The 15,644-nt window shown below is 59.9% G+C and carries 10 protein-coding genes and 1 pseudogene; 3 read left to right on the top strand and 8 right to left on the bottom strand.

Annotation, left to right across the window (positions count from 1 at the left end):
- Window positions 1-21: 21 nt before the first annotated feature.
- Window positions 22-1,284, top strand: a complete 1,263-nt coding sequence (locus NE850_RS00055; protein WP_310698148.1) for an FAD-dependent oxidoreductase — start codon at window positions 22-24, stop codon at window positions 1,282-1,284.
- 224 nt (window positions 1,285-1,508) lie between these two features.
- Here NE850_RS00055 and NE850_RS00050 read toward each other — a convergent pair whose 3' ends face one another.
- Complete coding sequence (locus NE850_RS00050) at window positions 1,509-2,108, bottom strand: TetR/AcrR family transcriptional regulator (protein ID WP_310698147.1); 600 nt, start codon at window positions 2,106-2,108, stop codon at window positions 1,509-1,511.
- Between the two features lie 400 nt (window positions 2,109-2,508).
- Between NE850_RS00050 and NE850_RS00045 the strand changes: the two genes are divergently transcribed.
- Window positions 2,509-3,675 (top strand): CaiB/BaiF CoA-transferase family protein, encoded by a 1,167-nt coding sequence (locus tag NE850_RS00045; RefSeq protein WP_310698146.1) that lies wholly within the window; start codon window positions 2,509-2,511, stop codon window positions 3,673-3,675.
- Window positions 3,676-4,761: 1,086 nt separating this feature from the next.
- On the opposite strand, the gene NE850_RS00040 is transcribed toward NE850_RS00045, so the two are convergent.
- The 6 genes from NE850_RS00040 to NE850_RS00015 all read right to left on the bottom strand — a co-directional run bounded on the left by NE850_RS00040 (window position 4,762) and on the right by NE850_RS00015 (window position 13,538).
- A complete protein-coding gene (locus tag NE850_RS00040; RefSeq protein ID WP_310698145.1) occupies window positions 4,762-6,324 on the bottom strand; it encodes a long-chain fatty acid--CoA ligase in 1,563 nt (520 codons plus the stop codon).
- Between the two features lie 302 nt (window positions 6,325-6,626).
- The gene (locus NE850_RS00035) at window positions 6,627-7,700 is read right to left on the bottom strand and encodes a hypothetical protein (protein ID WP_310698144.1); all 1,074 of its coding nucleotides are present in this window, start codon (window positions 7,698-7,700) and stop codon (window positions 6,627-6,629) included.
- Window positions 7,693-8,760, bottom strand: coding sequence for a hypothetical protein (locus tag NE850_RS00030; protein ID WP_310698143.1), 1,068 nt, complete (start codon window positions 8,758-8,760; stop codon window positions 7,693-7,695). The genes NE850_RS00035 and NE850_RS00030 overlap by 8 nt, the downstream gene beginning before the upstream one ends.
- A gap of 436 nt (window positions 8,761-9,196) precedes the next feature.
- A complete protein-coding gene (locus NE850_RS00025; RefSeq protein WP_310698142.1) occupies window positions 9,197-10,201 on the bottom strand; it encodes a transporter in 1,005 nt (334 codons plus the stop codon).
- A gap of 593 nt (window positions 10,202-10,794) precedes the next feature.
- Window positions 10,795-12,327: an AMP-binding protein gene (locus NE850_RS00020; protein ID WP_310698141.1), complete on the bottom strand. Its 1,533-nt coding sequence runs from the start codon at window positions 12,325-12,327 to the stop codon at window positions 10,795-10,797.
- Between the two features lie 11 nt (window positions 12,328-12,338).
- Window positions 12,339-13,538, bottom strand: coding sequence for an aromatic ring-hydroxylating dioxygenase subunit alpha (locus tag NE850_RS00015; protein WP_310698140.1), 1,200 nt, complete (start codon window positions 13,536-13,538; stop codon window positions 12,339-12,341).
- Window positions 13,539-14,454: 916 nt separating this feature from the next.
- On the opposite strand from NE850_RS00015, the gene NE850_RS00010 reads away from it, so the two are divergent.
- Entirely contained in the window at window positions 14,455-15,207 is a 753-nt protein-coding gene (locus NE850_RS00010) for a PaaX family transcriptional regulator C-terminal domain-containing protein (protein WP_310698139.1), read from the top strand.
- Between the two features lie 320 nt (window positions 15,208-15,527).
- Here the strand turns inward: NE850_RS00010 and NE850_RS00005 are convergent.
- Window positions 15,528-15,644 (bottom strand): annotated as a pseudogene (locus NE850_RS00005) (IS5/IS1182 family transposase); the annotation flags it as partial.

The following is a 15,644-nucleotide window of genomic DNA, read 5'->3' as shown; positions in this document are numbered from 1 at the left end:
ATCTAACATTCAGGGAAAGTCATGAATTCTGAGGCTACGTTGCTCATTATCGGCGCAAGCCACGCTGGCGTGGAGCTTGCCTTCGCTGCACGGCAACAGGGCTGGACCGGACCTGTCACGCTGATTGGCGCCGAGAACTCCCTTCCGTACCAGCGGCCGCCCTTATCCAAGGCTTATCTCAGCGGAACTGCAACGGATGATTCGTTGCAATTGAGGCCTGCGCAGGCATACGCAGAAGCTGACGTGACGTTGCGACCCGGCGTGAGGGTCGAGCAGATCGACCGCCTCAGCAGAACGGTCCGCTTATGTGATGGCTCCACGCTCGCCTATACCAAACTGGCGCTTTGCACGGGCGGGCGGCCGAGAACCGTGATCGCAGAAGGGATGCGAGCTGATGCGACACCGCCCAATCTGCATTACCTGAGAACCCGGGCTGACGCTGACGGGATCCGGGGCGATCTGAGGCAGGGCGCCCGCCTAGTGGTGATTGGGGGCGGTTATGTGGGCCTGGAGGTTGCCGCCTCGGCACGCAAGCTCGGCGCGGAAGTCACCGTGCTGGAGGCGCAGCACCGCGTGCTCGCCCGCGTGACCGGGCCTGAGCTTTCAGCGTTCTACGAGACCATTCATCGCGAAGCTGGCGTGACGATCCGCACCGGAGTTGCGGTGCAACGCATCATATGCAGTGACACCGGCGCAGTCGAGGCAGTCGCGTGCAGTGATGGCACGACGCTGGAGGCCGATGTAGTACTGGCCGGCATCGGAATGTTGCCCAATGTGGAGTTGGCTCAGGCAGCGGGGCTTGACGTGGACGGCGGGATCGTCGTCAACGAATTTTCCGGAACATCTGACCCGGACATCGTTGCCGCGGGCGACTGCACGGTTCATGACAGCGCCCTGTACGGACGGCGCATCCGTCTGGAATCGGTGCCGAACGCGCTGGAGCAGGCGCGTGCAGCAGCGGCGGTGCTGTGTGGCAAGCCCAGGGCGAATGGCTCCATTCCCTGGTTCTGGTCTGATCAATATGACCTGAAGTTGCAGATGGTTGGTCTGTCGGAAGGCTATGACCGTTGCATATTGCGCGGGGCGGTAGAGACGCGCAGCTTTTGTGCGTTCTACCTGCGCGACGGAATGCTCATCGCTGCCGACGCTGTCAATCGACCGATGGAATTCATGCTGTCCAAGCGCGCCGTTGGGAAGGCCGGCCCCCTCGACGTGGAGGCATTAGCCGATGCGTCAATACCGCTCAAGGAGGTGCTGGCCCCGCAACCGCGTGCAATCGTCTGAATGGTGAACTTGCGCCGGTTCTCCGTTATTTTTCGTCGGCCGGGCGGATCCGGACCCCGCTGACATATCGGGGACGGTGTGATCGAACGCGGGCTTCGACACTGATCGCCGGAGGCGCGTGGGAACCGGCCGGGCATATTCTTTTGCCCGGAAGCCCGCCCAAGGAATGCCACAATGGCGACCGGGAAAGGCAATCTTGTGATGACCCTATACTGGCGCAGTTTTCAGGCCGGTGGCATGTCAGCGAGGAATCCGCGCAGGAAAAGGTGCGATATCTGTGCACACAGATCCTTCGGCTTGAGCTCGCCCCCCGGCCTGTACCAGTAGTCCGTCCAGTTCAGCATGCCAAGCAGATGCATGGTGTACGGTTTGTACATCTTGCCGGGAAGGCCAGGTTTCAGTTCGCGCAGCATTGCGGCAATCAGATCCGTTATCTTCTTCTCGAGGACCAGCAACGGCGCTTGCATGGCCTTCGGAAGGTACTTCATGTCATTCATGGCCGTCACGTGCCGCCTGCGCGACTGTGCTGACTTCTGCGCATACACCTGCACCAGTGAATTGAAGCGTTCCAGGCCCGATCCGCGCATGGCGGCCACTTCCTCTATTGCGGCAATCGTTTTTTCGAGGTGTTCCTTGAGCATCGCGTAAAGCAGATCATCCTTGGTCGGAAAATAATGGTAGAGCATCGACTTTGTTGCTCCGCATGCGCTGGCGACGTCCTGCATCTTGGCGCCCGGGTAACCTTCCTTGGCGAACAGCGCGGCAGCGCTGTCCAGGATAGCCTGACTCTTGGTCTCATAGTCATCCGAACGTACTCGTGGCATCAATCTTCTCCAATCCTGTGGGTATCTCGCCGCCCGTCGGCGCCGCCAGAATATTACATCTTCGAGCGAACTCTATCGAGTGCCGGGGCCGCCGTTAGCTGGACTTGCGGGGGTTCCCCTTTATATAATAGTTCGACGCGTCGGTCTATGAATTGACGAGTTTGATTGACCCACCTCATTCAGAAGCAAAGCGCGTGAGTCGTACGCGCGACGTTTGCGAAGCCCGTTCGTCCCAACATCCGACCGCGTGATCTGGATGGACGGCGTGCGGTTTGAGATGCAGCTCCCGCTATCACCTGACTATTCAAAATGAACGACCCCTGGATTGACCATTTCGTGGATTCGCTGCCGACGCTGGCAGCGCTGAGCCTTCCCGCGCCCGTCTGGCGGGAGGTCTGACATGTCAGGACCTCTTGCAGGCATCACCGTGATTGAGTTGGCCGGCATTGGCCCGGCGCCGTTCGCCGGCATGATGCTGGCCGACATGGGTGCACGGGTGATACGCGTGGACCGAATTCCGTCTGGCGGGAACAGCGCGCTTGAATCCCTGATGCGCAACGATGGCGTAGTCGATCGGGGGCGCCGCTCGATTGCGCTCAACATGAAGGATCCGCGCGCCATAGAGATTGTGCTCGAGCTGATCGGGCGCGCCGATATCCTGATTGAGGGTTTCCGTCCCGGCGTAACCGAGAAGCTCGGGCTCGGCCCCGTGGCCTGTCATTCGCGCAACCGCAAGCTGGTCTACGGACGTATGACCGGTTGGGGCCAGTCCGGCCCGCTGTCACAGGCAGCAGGGCACGACCTGAACTACATTGCCCTGTCGGGCGCCCTGCATGCAATGGGGCCGAGTGACCGTCCACCGTCACCCCCACTTAACCTGGTGGGCGACTACGGTGGTGGTGGCATGTTGCTGGCGCTGGGCGTGACGGCGGCCCTGTTCGAGGCGCAGCGCTCCGGACAGGGGCAGGTCGTGGACGCAGCGATGAGCGACGGCGCCGCTGTACTGATGGCCGCGCAATACGGCTTGATGGGGAAGGGCTTCTGGCGCGACGAGCGCGAAAGCAATTTCCTGGATGGTTCGGCCCATTTTTACGGCAACTATGAGTGTGCGGATGGGCGCTATGTATCGATCGGGCCGATTGAGCCGCAGTTCTACCGTCATTTGCTGGAGAAGTGTGGAATAGATGATCCGCAGTTCGCGAGGCAGTGGGAGCGCAGCGAGTGGCCGGCGCTCAAGGCCCGGCTGGCTACCCTGTTTCGCACGCGTAGCCGCGACGAATGGTGCGAACTCCTCGAGGGCAGCGACGCCTGCTTTGCGCCCGTGCTGTCGATGAGCGAGGCACCACACCACCGACACAACGTGGCACGTGGCACGTTTGTCGAATCGGACGGCGTGGTGCAGCCCGCGCCAGCGCCGCGCTTCGACCGCACAGCAAGTGAGCTGCCCTCCCCGGCGCCTCAGGTAGGGCAGGACAGCGGCGAACTGCTGCGCGAGTTGGGCCATGATGAGGCCGAGGTCGCGCAGCTGGTGGGGGCGGGTGTGGTCTACGTTTCCCAGGCGTCCTGACATGCGCCGTGCCGGCATGCCACGGCTGGGCTTCGCTCTGTGCGTCACCCCGTAGAGCGGCAATCAGAGCTGGATGTCCGGCAGTTGCCAGCAGCGGTGCCGCGCACGCGGAAAGCCGTCACGATGGCGCAGCTCCTTTGAGAGATACGGCGCGACGATAGACTGATCGACGTCAGGGGAAGGACTGATGTACCAGCCAGGACTCGATCTGACAGTAATCGGGCCGAGAGAAAAGACGCGATCAATCGCAGATGAGCTTCTCCTGGCGAGCGAATGCAGAAGGTGCGCGGCCGGTGCCTTGCCGTAACACAGGCGTATTTGATGCCCGCGTTCACTGTTGTACTGGCAAGCCATACATCAGGGTCGACCTGCATGGCGTCAATCGGCATCAATCGGGATCGTAGACCTTCTTGCGGAATGTCACGTGGTAAAAGTCGTCAGGCATGGTCTTGTGCAACCGATCCACCATCGCGTTTGTTTGGGGTGCCCCGGCCTTTATGCGAATGGGGCGTATGTTTCCGACGGCCAGATATAGGTCGTATCGTGGTGCTCGGGATTTCCGCAATATCCTGTATCCCGATCAGCCGGCGCGCGCCGCAGCGGGATGCTAAAAACTGTCGAAGAAACCAACGGCACGATCATTGAAGAGGTCTGCCGCAGCCAACGGCGACTTGCGGTCATAGAGCCTGGCGAAAGCGACCTTCGAGCAGCTATCCATCGACGAACGTCTGCTGACCGACCGGACTGGGGTGTAACATTCGGCGGCTTGCCAGATAACGCGATCGCCGGTCAGTCCTTTACTACCTGAAATGATGCAGGCGTATGAAGGCGCGCGCATCGACCCAGGCTGTAGGTGCGCCGCCGATGATGCAGACTCGATGGGCCTGCCTCGCGCAGCGCACTGGCCAATCAAACCAGCATCCTCCTGCGAACAGCTTTGCACAGAAGGCCCAGTTGATCGTCGATTTGTCTTTTCCGATCCATTGCTTCTGTTGCATGGGTCGCGGTGTTCGACCTTCTGGCTTGTGGCCTGCTCAAACCGGGCCGGGTGACTACATTCCTTTGGCCAGGCTGCTTCGCTCTGGCTCACTGGTCCGTTGTATCTTTACTCTCCCAGAATGGTCTTCGCAGCGCGACCTTGAGGATTTTTCCTGCCCCTGACTTAGGCAGCGGATCGCACGTAATGTCGACGCTGCGTGGGCATTTATAGTTCGCAATTATCGACTTGCAGTGAGCGATCAGGTCAGTTGCCTGGGCCGAGGCATCGTCCTTGAGACGCACCACAGCATGGACCCGCTCGCCCCAGGTTTCGTCGGGCACCCCGAACACAGCACATTCCACAATGTCGGCATGAAGGTAAAGCGCCTGTTCTACTTCTGCCGGGTAGACGTTTTCGCCGCCGGAAATGATCATATCCTTGAGGCGGTCGACGACATGAAGAAACCCCTGATCATCCAGATAGCCACTGTCGCCAGTATGGAGCCAGTCGTTGCGCAGGGTGCGGGCAGTGAGTTCGGGCTGGTTCCAGTAGCCGAGCATGATGTTTTCGCCCCGCCCGCAGATTTCGCCAACTGTTCCGTGCGGAACTTCCCTGTCATCTGGATCAAGGATCTGCACCTCGCAACCGATGACGGCTCGTCCCGCAGTATTGAGATATTTGGCGTTCGGCCCTGTCAGCACATGGTTTTCTCGCGAATTCAATGTCATGACGGGTGTCGCCTCCGTCTGTCCATAGGCACCGACGAACGTGGTACGCGGCATCAATTCAAGCGCACGTCGAATGAGAGCTTCGGGCATAGGCGAGCCGCCGTACATGAATGTGCGAAGCGTCGACGTGTCATAGCTCGAAAGGTCCGGGTGATTCAGGACCATGTTGAGCAGCGTCGGTACGCAAAGCGTGTCAGTGACGCGCTCCCGCTCGACCGCCGCAAGAAATGCTGATGGCTCGAAGCGCGGGATGAAAGTATGCCTGCCCGCAAGCGCGGTCACGAGAAAACTCGCCGCGCCGTCGGCGAGATGGAACATAGGTCCCGCATGCAGCCATACAGTGTCCTGCGAGAAATTGAAGTCGGGCGCGCAGTTGATCGCATTGGCTACAATATTGCGATGGCTGAGCATAACGCCCTTCGAACGGCCAGTCGTGCCGCCTGTGTAGAAAATGCCCGCTAATGCGTCGCCGCTCCCGCCCGAATCGGCAAGCGTTCCGTCCTGCGCAATCAGATCTTCATAGGCCAGCATCCCTGGTTGCACCGCCCCGTCCCCGACATAAATGATGTGGCCAACGTCCGGCGCAGCCGTACGCAGTTGATCGAGCGTACCGACGAAAGCGTCGTCGATGAACAGCCCCGTGCAACCAGAATCGGTCAGCCAGAAAGCGATTTCAGGCGGGGCGAGACGGGTGTTGACAGGGACGAAGATAAAACCGCCCCACGCCATCGCGAAAAAATACTCGAGATAGCGGTCAGAGTTCAGCGCGAGGATCGCGATGCGATCGCCTGGCGCATAACCGAGGCCTGTCAGTGCGCCGGCAAGCCGGACTACGCGCGCCTCGAATTCCCGCCAGCTTCGCGTGCGCCCCTCGCAAGCTGTCGCAGGTCCGTCCGGATTGATTTGTACAGCACGACGTAGCATTTGTGTGATTCGAACCATTGTCCCCTCCATCTTTAGCCGGCTCAACAGGCCTTCCCAAGGCTTGATGCCGGAACTGAATATTCATATCAGCAGTGTCGCTCTTCCTGCAATCAACGGTCGCACACCGCATCCTCGCGCTCGCGTCGACCACGTACTCCCTTCGGCCTAAGCGAGCTGGAAGAATTGTCTTGTCGTTCGTGATGCAGATGAGTCCGCCTTCATGTGAAGGAACAGCGCGCCGCTACCCCTTGCAAACATGAAGCATCGCTCAACGCAGAAGCGTCTCTTTCTCCCGACCCGATGCAAACCGGAGGATCAAATCAGTCACCGGGACCTCCGCGGTCGAAATGGATTGCGACGCGAAGATCACTTCTGGAAAGCGGCCTGGCGAGGCTCGCGCGCAGATCGAAGTCGTGATGTGGAAGCGCGGCCGACCATGCCCTGATGATTGCCTCGCGAACGGCGACCGGAACATTCGCGCAGCTGTCCCATAGATGGTCTGTTGCATGGTGCGCGAGCGCGTAGCTGCCATGGTCTTCCACTTCGACCTCGTTTCCGGCCAGGCGCGCGGTGCCTGCATACAGTTGCGCTGCGGCCAGAGGAGTTCGCACTGGCGTCAGACCGAGCGCCGCCGGAAGCCACTGCCAACGTTCAACAAGGACCACCCGGAAGGCGTGCTCGATAACTGCGGCGGCGGCGACAACGCCAAGTCGTTCGCACAGGACGATCATCCGCGATGCCGCGTCCCGCAACAACTGGCCGATTGCGGATGCGGGGGCGCGAGTTTGCGGTAGCTGTGCAACCAGGCGTGCTGGGTCAAAAGTCGGGATTCGCTCGCTAGTACGGCGTTCGTAGTGGTTTCCAGGCGCCACCGGCTCACCACGGTCGACAAAATATCCCGCATCCCACGCGTCTCCCTCGGTGAGACTATGCGTGTGCACGAAAATGACAGTGGGGCCGCCGACGGTCAGCGCTGTCGTGGCGTGGCGGGCCCGGAACCAGGCCTGGCCGATCTCGGGTCCCAGTGCAGCTGGCGCGGTCGCTGGCGCAAAGGGGCCGTCACCCGTCCGGTACGGTGGACGATAGCGCAGCCAGTGCCTGCCGGCAGCGTCTTCGACCCACTCAGGCTGAATGCCAGAACCATCCTCCAGCCTTAAATGGGTCCGGACGCAATTCAGGACGGAATTGGCTCCAGCGTCCGCAGACAACGAGAGAAGGGTGATTTCATGCGTTCTTCGCAGCGTCTCGTACTCGACCGTTGCTGCCTCGTGCTGGCCGAACGTCCTGATACAGGACAGCGTCAGCGCAGAGTTGATGCTCGACCAGAATACGTTCGCCGCGTCAGTCGTATCTTTCACCCGTTCGCCTGCACTGTTCTGATCGATGCTATTCATACGTGTCACCTTTTTCGAAGATCCACCGGTAGCCGAAGGATTCCCCCTGGACGAGACGGCAAGAGAGTCCTTGCGCGTGTAAGTTAAGTGTCTTGGACCACGCGCGTGCCATCGCCTGGTCGATTTCTGGAACAGGTGCTGGCACCCCCTTCCAGAAGCGCATCGTCCGCTGATGAATGACGGGCACATCGCCTGTCAGGTCGATGTCAACGGCATCACCGGTGATCTCTGCGACTGCGGCGAAATATCGGGCCGCGTCGATTGCTGATTCGATCTTCTGGATTCCAACGGACCGGGGAAGCGCTTCCCATCCCTGGGCCAGGAAAACGGTGAACGCATGCTCGATGACGCGAGCAGCATTCTCCGGCCCCAGTATTTCCGCCAATGTGCTGCATCGGCTGGCTGTAAAGTCGATGGCGAAGTTGCGCAATGCGCGCAGACGCCGTTCGGGGGGCCAGTCTGCCTGAGGTAGCGCCGGCGCACGCGCGGGCTCGAATCGCGGCCCCCACTCACCGATCCGTCGCAGGTATCCGTGACCCGGCTCAAGCGGGCGGTCGTGCAGGGTGAAATAGCCGGCATCCCATGGATCGCCATCAAGGAGACTTTGCGTCTGGACGAAAACAAGGCGGTCATTGCCCAGATAGGCGCCATTGTTTGCATGCCAGCCCAGATACGGTGCACGTCCGAATTCAGCCCCTAAAACCGCCGGCCCGGACGATGGCTGCACAGGACTGTCGCCCATCCAGTACGGAGCGAGGTAACGAATCCATACACGCTCGGGTGACTCTTCCACGTAATCCATCGGGAGGCCACCAAGGGAGTTGGAAAAATAGTGGTACTTGGCGCAGCGGATTACATCGTTGGGTTCGTTATCGAGTCCGAGCTTTCGCATACCCTCCAGAAAATGCTTCGCCTGGTGATGGTTGATGCTACGGCGCTCGAGTTCGACGATCCTGTCCTGGCCGTGCTCACGCAGACACGCGAAAACGACCGTCGAGCAGATTCCCGTCCAGAACTTGTAAGCCAGGGTGCACCGTTCCTCTATTGTTAGTGTCTCCATAGACAGGTCCGTTTGATGTGTTTCAGTTGAGTGTCGGCTTCTCGCATGGCGACTCCTCAAGGCCACGGCGTCGCGGGCACATCGCCCCATTCGCAATTAATAGTCCGACACGATGGTCTATAATAGGCATCCGCTGTGGCGATTGCAAGCAGTGTTTGAACCGGGCGATACCTTCAGGCGGAGTCCAGATCCCGCAGTGATTGGTCTGCTACGCGGGATGTGAATTCGTTCGGGTTCCGCAGATATACTGCCCGCTTGCTGTACGACGCGTTTTCTGACATCGGCGACCCTGGCGGGCAGGGTCGCCGCAGCTTGACGCCAGAATCCGCGTGTTGCCGCAACCATGCCGGATACGAGAGGCCACGTCGTTCAAGTCCTGGAACTCTGAAACACACAGCCGCGCGTAGACCGGATATAGCGTGCGTGGTGCGTCTGTCTAGAATGCCTTGACGAGTGTGACGAGAAGCGCACTCTGATGCGCGGTGTTCCTGGTATAGACGGGAAGCTGGAGTTTGGCCTTGACAACGCTTTTCCAGCTAGGAATTTCATAAGACACCACAGGCCCTAGCGTCACAAGGCCAAGCCTGTCGCCTCCTGGCACGACCGTTCCGTTGAGCTTGTCGTCGTTGAGTTGGACCGCGTAGTTTCCCGCGATACCGTACTGCCAACGGCCGGAGCGTTGCGAGACGGCGAAGTCGATATCGATGGTGTCTCCGGATTTATACTGAGTTGCATCGTTAGTGGGTGTCACGCCATAAAAGAACTGCGTTGAAATCTCAACCCCGTCTCCGAGGACATTCGGACCCGTGAGATAAGTGAGTGCAAAATTGGGGATGATGCGATACAGATTGGACCCGAAATTCGGAACGGGCGAATCGGCGCGGTACTTTCCCGTCGGAAAACTCATCGACATGGCGGCCTTCACCGTCAGCCCGTAGGGCAGGTTGTTTGCCGCGCCACCGGTTCCCAGGTACTTGCTCCACATCAGGATGTCGCTGTACAGGTCGCCAAAACCATTCTGGTTCTTGCATACGTTATTCAGACAAAGGCGAGCCACTAAGGCGTAAGTTTCCAGAACGCTGGATGCCAACGTGCCCCCGGCTAACTTGAAAGGGTACACATACAGGAGTCCGAGGCCACCGACTATCGGAGTGCCGTCAAACTTCACGGCGCTATCGCTGCGCGCGTTATTGCCATAATACCCATTCGCTGTTGCTCCCCAGCCAAGGGCAATCCCATAGAATCCACTGACTGGAGGTAGGTATGCTCCCCCTATGTCCGTCCCACCGCGCGGGCCGCCGTATGTAATACCTTCAGCCGCACTGGCATTAACTGTCAGACAGAGCAATAACGAGGAAAGCGCCAATGCGCCGTTTTTCTTTAAAGTTCGCGGCGTGGTCTGACCGGCGGTGGATTTTTTTCCGTTCGAAGCGTAAAGCATGCCTACCTCCTTGTTTGGTGTCCGTCCCTGGCAACGCAGGCCAGACCCGTCTCCGTTATTTAATTAGTAATACGAATTTAATAAGACTCGGATATCTATTAATGTCGGTAGAAACCATGTCTGTTCTGAGGCGATTCCGGGTTCGCCTTATTCATCTCCTTTCTGGCAGAAAAGACGCCAGCGATGCCAGGAGTTCTGCCTCCTTTCACCACCGCGGATCAGGCGACCGGGAATGGGGACATGCAATTCCTGTTTGCCCGAAGTCATTGAAGACGGATAGAAATACGGTCACGAGCAGTCGGCAGCGGCTTGCTTCGAGCGGTAGTCGCAACGCGTGGGGTGTCCTGTTCCGGCTGCAGTTGTTGATCAATGCCCGTGACCCGATCAACAAAGATCTGTTCGCTGTCCTGTTCTGCGGGTAGCCACTGCCGGTCGCATCGATCAACATGTCCACGATGAGAAGCAGTATCCAGTGGCACGGCTTTAGTGCCGTCTCGGCTGGTGCGGCCGGATCCACTGTCTACCCCAGGAAGGGCATCGATTGGGCGCACCAGGCGCCATGCACGGCGGGATGGCCGTAGCCACGAACGCGGTTATTCGGTGTTGGAGACATGCGCCTGTCTCCTCAGTTGGGACTTGAGAATCTTGCCCGCAGCCGAGATCGGGAGCGCATCAACGATCTCGAGTGACCGCGGTGCCTTGTAACGCGCGATCCGAGCCGTTACGTGGTTGCGAAGGTCCTCAGTCGTTAGCGAAGCACCCGGGACCACAACAACCACCGCATGCACGCGCTCTCCCCATTCTGGATCGGGCACGCCGATGACCGCGCACGCAGCCACAGACGGATGGGCCGCTATGGCGTTTTCCACTTCGACCGAGTACACATTCTCACCGCCCGTGATGATCATGTCCTTGAGCCGGTCTATGACCTGGACGAAGCCATCGCCGTCCATCACGCCAACGTCTCCAGTGTGCATCCAGCCGCCGCGTAGCACCGCCCGGCTCAGTTCGGGCTGGTTCCAGTAGCCCAGCATCACCTGTGCGCCCCGCGCGACGATCTCTCCCGGCTCACCGCGAGGCTGCTCGTGATCGTCCAGATCGACGATCTTGACCAGGGTGTGTGGCGCAGCCTTTCCTGCGGTGCGCCGGCGCATGCCGACGTGATCGGCCGGGCGCAGGATCGTTGCTACCGGCGCGAGTTCGGTCATACCGTAGATCTGGGTCAGAGCGACGCCCGGCAGCACCTGCTCGACGCGATCCAGTAGCGCCTCGGGAATGGGAGACCCGGCGTAGAGCAAGTTTCGCAGGCTCGGCAAACGCAGGCCTGACTCCTCCAGATGGCCGACAAGCATCTGGATCATCGTCGGGACGAGCAACACGTCAGTGATTGCTTCTGCGGCGATAATCGCACTCGTGGTTTCGGGCTTGAACGATTCCACTACTGAATGCTGCCCACCGATGAGCATCTGTAGAAGCCATGGCCAGATTCCGGCAAGATGGAATAGCGGAGCGACATGCAGCACGGTGCCCCCTTCCGTCAGCAGCGGTCCGGTGGCTGCGGGACCTAATGCAGCCGTCACGAGATTGGCGTGACTGAGCATGACACCCTTGGGCCGCCCTGTGGTGCCACCTGTATAGAAGAGACCTGCGAGGTCTCCTCCGTCGCAATGAACGTCATCCATCGGTGTTGAGCTGGCGATCAGCTCCTCGAACCCGATCGTGCCCGCCGGGGTTGCGCCTTCCCCACAATAGAGTACACACATGTCAGGGCAGCTCGCTCGCAGGTGTTTGACCAGCGGTAGCGCCGCGTCGTCGACGGCGACGATCCGGCTGCCGGACTCGATCAGCGCAGGCGCGAGCTCGTCGGCATTCCAGCGCAGGTTCAGCGGGTTGAAGACCGCGCCGGACCAGGACGCCGCAAGCAGGAACTCGAGGAACCGGTCGCTATTGCGACTGATGATGGCTGCGCGACCGCCGCGTTCGAGTCCCAGCCCGCGCAGCCCGGCCGCAAGCCGCCCAACCCGGTCGGCCTGCTCCGCAAATGTTCGGACGCGGCCCGCACATCGTGTGGCGACCGCATCCGGCGTCGACTGCACCGATCGTTGCAAACCCTGAGTTATCGACATCGGCTATCCCCTCAAGACGTATGGTCAACCTGCGGCTCGCGGGCTTGCGGGCTTGCGTTGGCGGCGCGAAGCGCGCGGTCGATGTTGTGGTGATAGTGCGTAAGTGCAGGCTCGTTGCGGCCGAAAATCAGTTCCGGCAGGATGCCGGCGCGCAAGTTACTGAAGATCGTCTTCTGCTGTTCGAAATCCTCACCCACAAAGCTCATCGTGAAGTCGACCATCTTGTCCCAGAACGTCCGCTCCTTTTCGCTCTCGGGCTCTCCCGGGGTGTAGAACCGGACGTGCACGCGGGTCTGATCGACGGCGTCATTCTCCGGATAGAACTGCCACAGCTCAACGTGGCCAGGGGCCGGCAGGTTCAGGATGGTATTAGGGAACAGCCAGAAGAACAGGTTCCCATGTCCGCGCAGGTGCCACTCGCGCTCATCGCGGTCGAGCAGGCGCAGGCCGGACCGGCTCATTACCAGCCCAAGTCCATGCGGACCGGATGACTCGACCAGCATTGGCGTCGAGAGCACCTCCTTGGAGAGGGAGTCCCGATGCAGCGAAAAGATGTGATAGGCCTCAAGGAAGGTGTCAAAGGGTTGCTTCCAGTTCATTGCCCAGCTGCTGTGGCGTTCGGCGAAGAACCTGAAGCCGTCGAAGTCGATCTTCGAGAGTTGCGGTGCGAGGCCCGCCAGCTCGCTGTCGACGTCGATGGGGTCGCCGTCGGCCGTTGGTCGCACGAAGATCAGGCCGTTGGCCTCTGCCGCTGCCAGGGGAATAAGCCCGGTGCAACCAGGCTTGACATCGTCGAAAGATTCCTGAGCCGAAGGCTGCCCGAGAAGCCGCCCTTTGGTGTCATAGGACCAGGCATGATACGAGCACTTGAACAGGCGGCCTGCGGCGCCCCGACCCTGTGCCACGCTGCCGCCGCGATGCCGGCAAACGTTAAGAAAGGCGCGCACGCCGCCGTCCTCTCCACGTACTACCAGCACCGGGACGCTGCCTACGTCGACCGTGAAGAATTCGCCGGCACGCGGCAGGTCGCAGCTCAGGCCGACGATCCGCGGCGCACCACGGAAGAATGCCTGCATCTCCTGATCGAAGCGGTGGGGATCGGTGTAGTGGACGGTGGGTTCCCGATGCACCGCATCCGACATTGACGTCGTATTGGCGTCACGCAGATCGAACCAGCGCCGCAGAAGCGTACGTTCAAATTCTTGATCCATCTCAAAACTCCTTTCAGTTACCGATGTTACGATAAAAAATTACGCGATTCGTAAACGTAACATCCATGAGAGGAGGACGCAACCAGGTACTTTCGCTAACCAAAGGAGTCGTCTGTGCCTGTGGTACCTACTTGTTCTATCTTTCTGGTGCTAGCATGCAAGCCGCTTAGGGGCAATATGGGCTGTCTGCCTCGCGCAGAAGGGTGAGATCTGACGAGCGTGCCGCCGTTTGCGGGTTCATCAGCTCCCGCTGGGGGGCAGATTGAGCGTTGTCAGCCGGGGCTCGACAGGTTGATCAGTAAACGGCTGGAGCCGCTTTCGATCGACGCGCGACAGGAGATGAAGCGCAAAACCGGCGGAGCTGCGTTGACGTGACACGTTGGCTGCAATTCCCGGCCGTTCCACAGTCGGTCCCGCTGCGCGCCCTGTGTCGAGTGAAGACAGATCGCGGAAGTCATGTCTGCCAGCCTACGGCTTCGAGGTTCCGGTACCGTTGGGTTAGACCCGGCAGTAACTCGGAGCCTGGACGAAGCTATCGTGATCAACGTCCTGTCGCACGACGAAACCTGGGATAGCGAACTATATAGAACTCGAACGTCCGTACGGCTGTTTCGTGCCCACGACCCGTGACGTCATTTCTGTGTAGTGGATGCTCCGATAGATGGGTCGCCTAATGACAGCGTCCGACGCCACGCAGCAACCAGGCCGTTATGATGTATGCGGTGCGCTACTGGACGCGCGGGTTTAAAGAACTGCCTGAACTTCTTCCAGTGGCCGCGCGGGCGAAAAACCGGCTTCGGGCACCGCCTGCGCGGTTTTTGCTGCCCGTGAACAAACGGAGACCTCATTTGCTACAGAACTGGACAATTTTGTTGTTATCGGAAAAGCCGATCCTGAAGGAAGAAGAGGAACGCATATGGCGTCGATAACCGAAGACCGTCATCTGCCGGCGGTGCAGCCCCTTACGGCGCGTTCCGTCGTACTTACCGTGCTGCTGGGCCTTCATCCGCCAGAACTCCCGGTTAACTCCCTGGTACGCGTCGGTGCCCTGTTCGGAATCGCTGAGCGCACGACACGGGTGGCGCTGACACGCATGGCCGCCAACGGCGACGTCATAACCGAAGATGGTGTCTACCGCCTGACAGAGCGGCTCGTGCGCCGTCAGGCTCAACAGGAAGCGGACTGCTCGCCTGCTACGCGGCCCTGGAATGATACGTGGGAGATGGCCGTCGTCACCGCCGAATCGCGCCCCCTTGTCGAGCGTGTCGCCCTCCGGCGAAGCATGGTTGCTCTGCGGCTGGCCGAGTTGCGCGAAGGCGTCTGGCTTCGACCAGCGAATCTGCTCCGCCTTCCCGACGACACGGTGGCGGAGCAATGCACATTTTTCAGCGATGTCCGCTACCGCGATTCCTCAGTGTTGGCCCGCTCACTCTGGGATCTGCCTGCGTGGGCGTCCGAGGCGCGGCGCCTGCAGCGCGAGCTCGACCACGCCAAAGATTTCAAGGATGGCTTCATGGCTGCCACGAAAGTTCTTCGGCATCTGCTGCTCGATCCTGTCCTGCCCCCTGAAATGCTTCCGGGCAACTGGCCGGGGGCTGACATTCGCGCTCGGTTTGCCCAATTCAGCACCGAGTACGCTGCACGTCTGCGGGACTATTGCCAGAGCTGAATACGTGACTGTAAAGAATCTGCTGCTCGGTCATGCGCTGTTATCGGGTTGCGCAAAGGCGCTTTGTCACTGCCGGGTCTTCTACATGAGTTGCCTTCGCGATCGATGTCCTCACGTCGCAGCGTAGCGTCAGCGATTTTTTGAGGTTGATCAGTTCAGTAAGTCTTCACTTGGAAGTCAGAGCAGGTTTTGGAAAGCACTGTCGTGTAGCGAATCCTCTTGACCCCCTCGCAGAAGTCCTGTGGCGGCCCTCAAGATCAGCCAATTTCTGCGCTAGGGTCAGCTTGAGACCAAGAAAAGAGATGCGCTAAGAGACCGTTTCAAAAAGACTGCTCCGTACGTCTGAAGATGTTCCAGCAGACGAGGGAGCAACCGAGTTTGAGGAATGCTTCGTGAATGTCGGCGCGACGCTCAAAGCGAATGCGAAGACGACGAAA

This window comes from Paraburkholderia sp. USG1 (genome assembly GCF_031570135.1).
Taxonomy (GTDB): domain Bacteria; phylum Pseudomonadota; class Gammaproteobacteria; order Burkholderiales; family Burkholderiaceae; genus Paraburkholderia; species Paraburkholderia dioscoreae.
Note: the sequence above shows the minus strand (reverse complement) of the source record. Positions and strands in the feature narration are given on the sequence as shown.

Excerpts from the sequence above, each read along its gene's own strand:
- NE850_RS00050 (WP_310698147.1), bottom strand. The coding sequence starts at position 2,108 with ATGCCACGAGTACGTTCGGATGACTATGAGACCAAGAGTCAGGCTATC.
- NE850_RS00030 (WP_310698143.1), bottom strand. The coding sequence starts at position 8,760 with ATGGAGACACTAACAATAGAGGAACGGTGCACCCTGGCTTACAAGTTC.
- NE850_RS00035 (WP_310698144.1), bottom strand. The coding sequence starts at position 7,700 with ATGAATAGCATCGATCAGAACAGTGCAGGCGAACGGGTGAAAGATACG.
- NE850_RS00045 (WP_310698146.1), top strand. The coding sequence starts at position 2,509 with ATGTCAGGACCTCTTGCAGGCATCACCGTGATTGAGTTGGCCGGCATT.
- NE850_RS00015 (WP_310698140.1), bottom strand. The coding sequence starts at position 13,538 with ATGGATCAAGAATTTGAACGTACGCTTCTGCGGCGCTGGTTCGATCTG.
- NE850_RS00025 (WP_310698142.1), bottom strand. The coding sequence starts at position 10,201 with ATGCTTTACGCTTCGAACGGAAAAAAATCCACCGCCGGTCAGACCACG.
- NE850_RS00020 (WP_310698141.1), bottom strand. The coding sequence starts at position 12,327 with ATGTCGATAACTCAGGGTTTGCAACGATCGGTGCAGTCGACGCCGGAT.
- NE850_RS00040 (WP_310698145.1), bottom strand. The coding sequence starts at position 6,324 with ATGGTTCGAATCACACAAATGCTACGTCGTGCTGTACAAATCAATCCG.
- NE850_RS00010 (WP_310698139.1), top strand. The coding sequence starts at position 14,455 with ATGGCGTCGATAACCGAAGACCGTCATCTGCCGGCGGTGCAGCCCCTT.
- NE850_RS00055 (WP_310698148.1), top strand. The coding sequence starts at position 22 with ATGAATTCTGAGGCTACGTTGCTCATTATCGGCGCAAGCCACGCTGGC.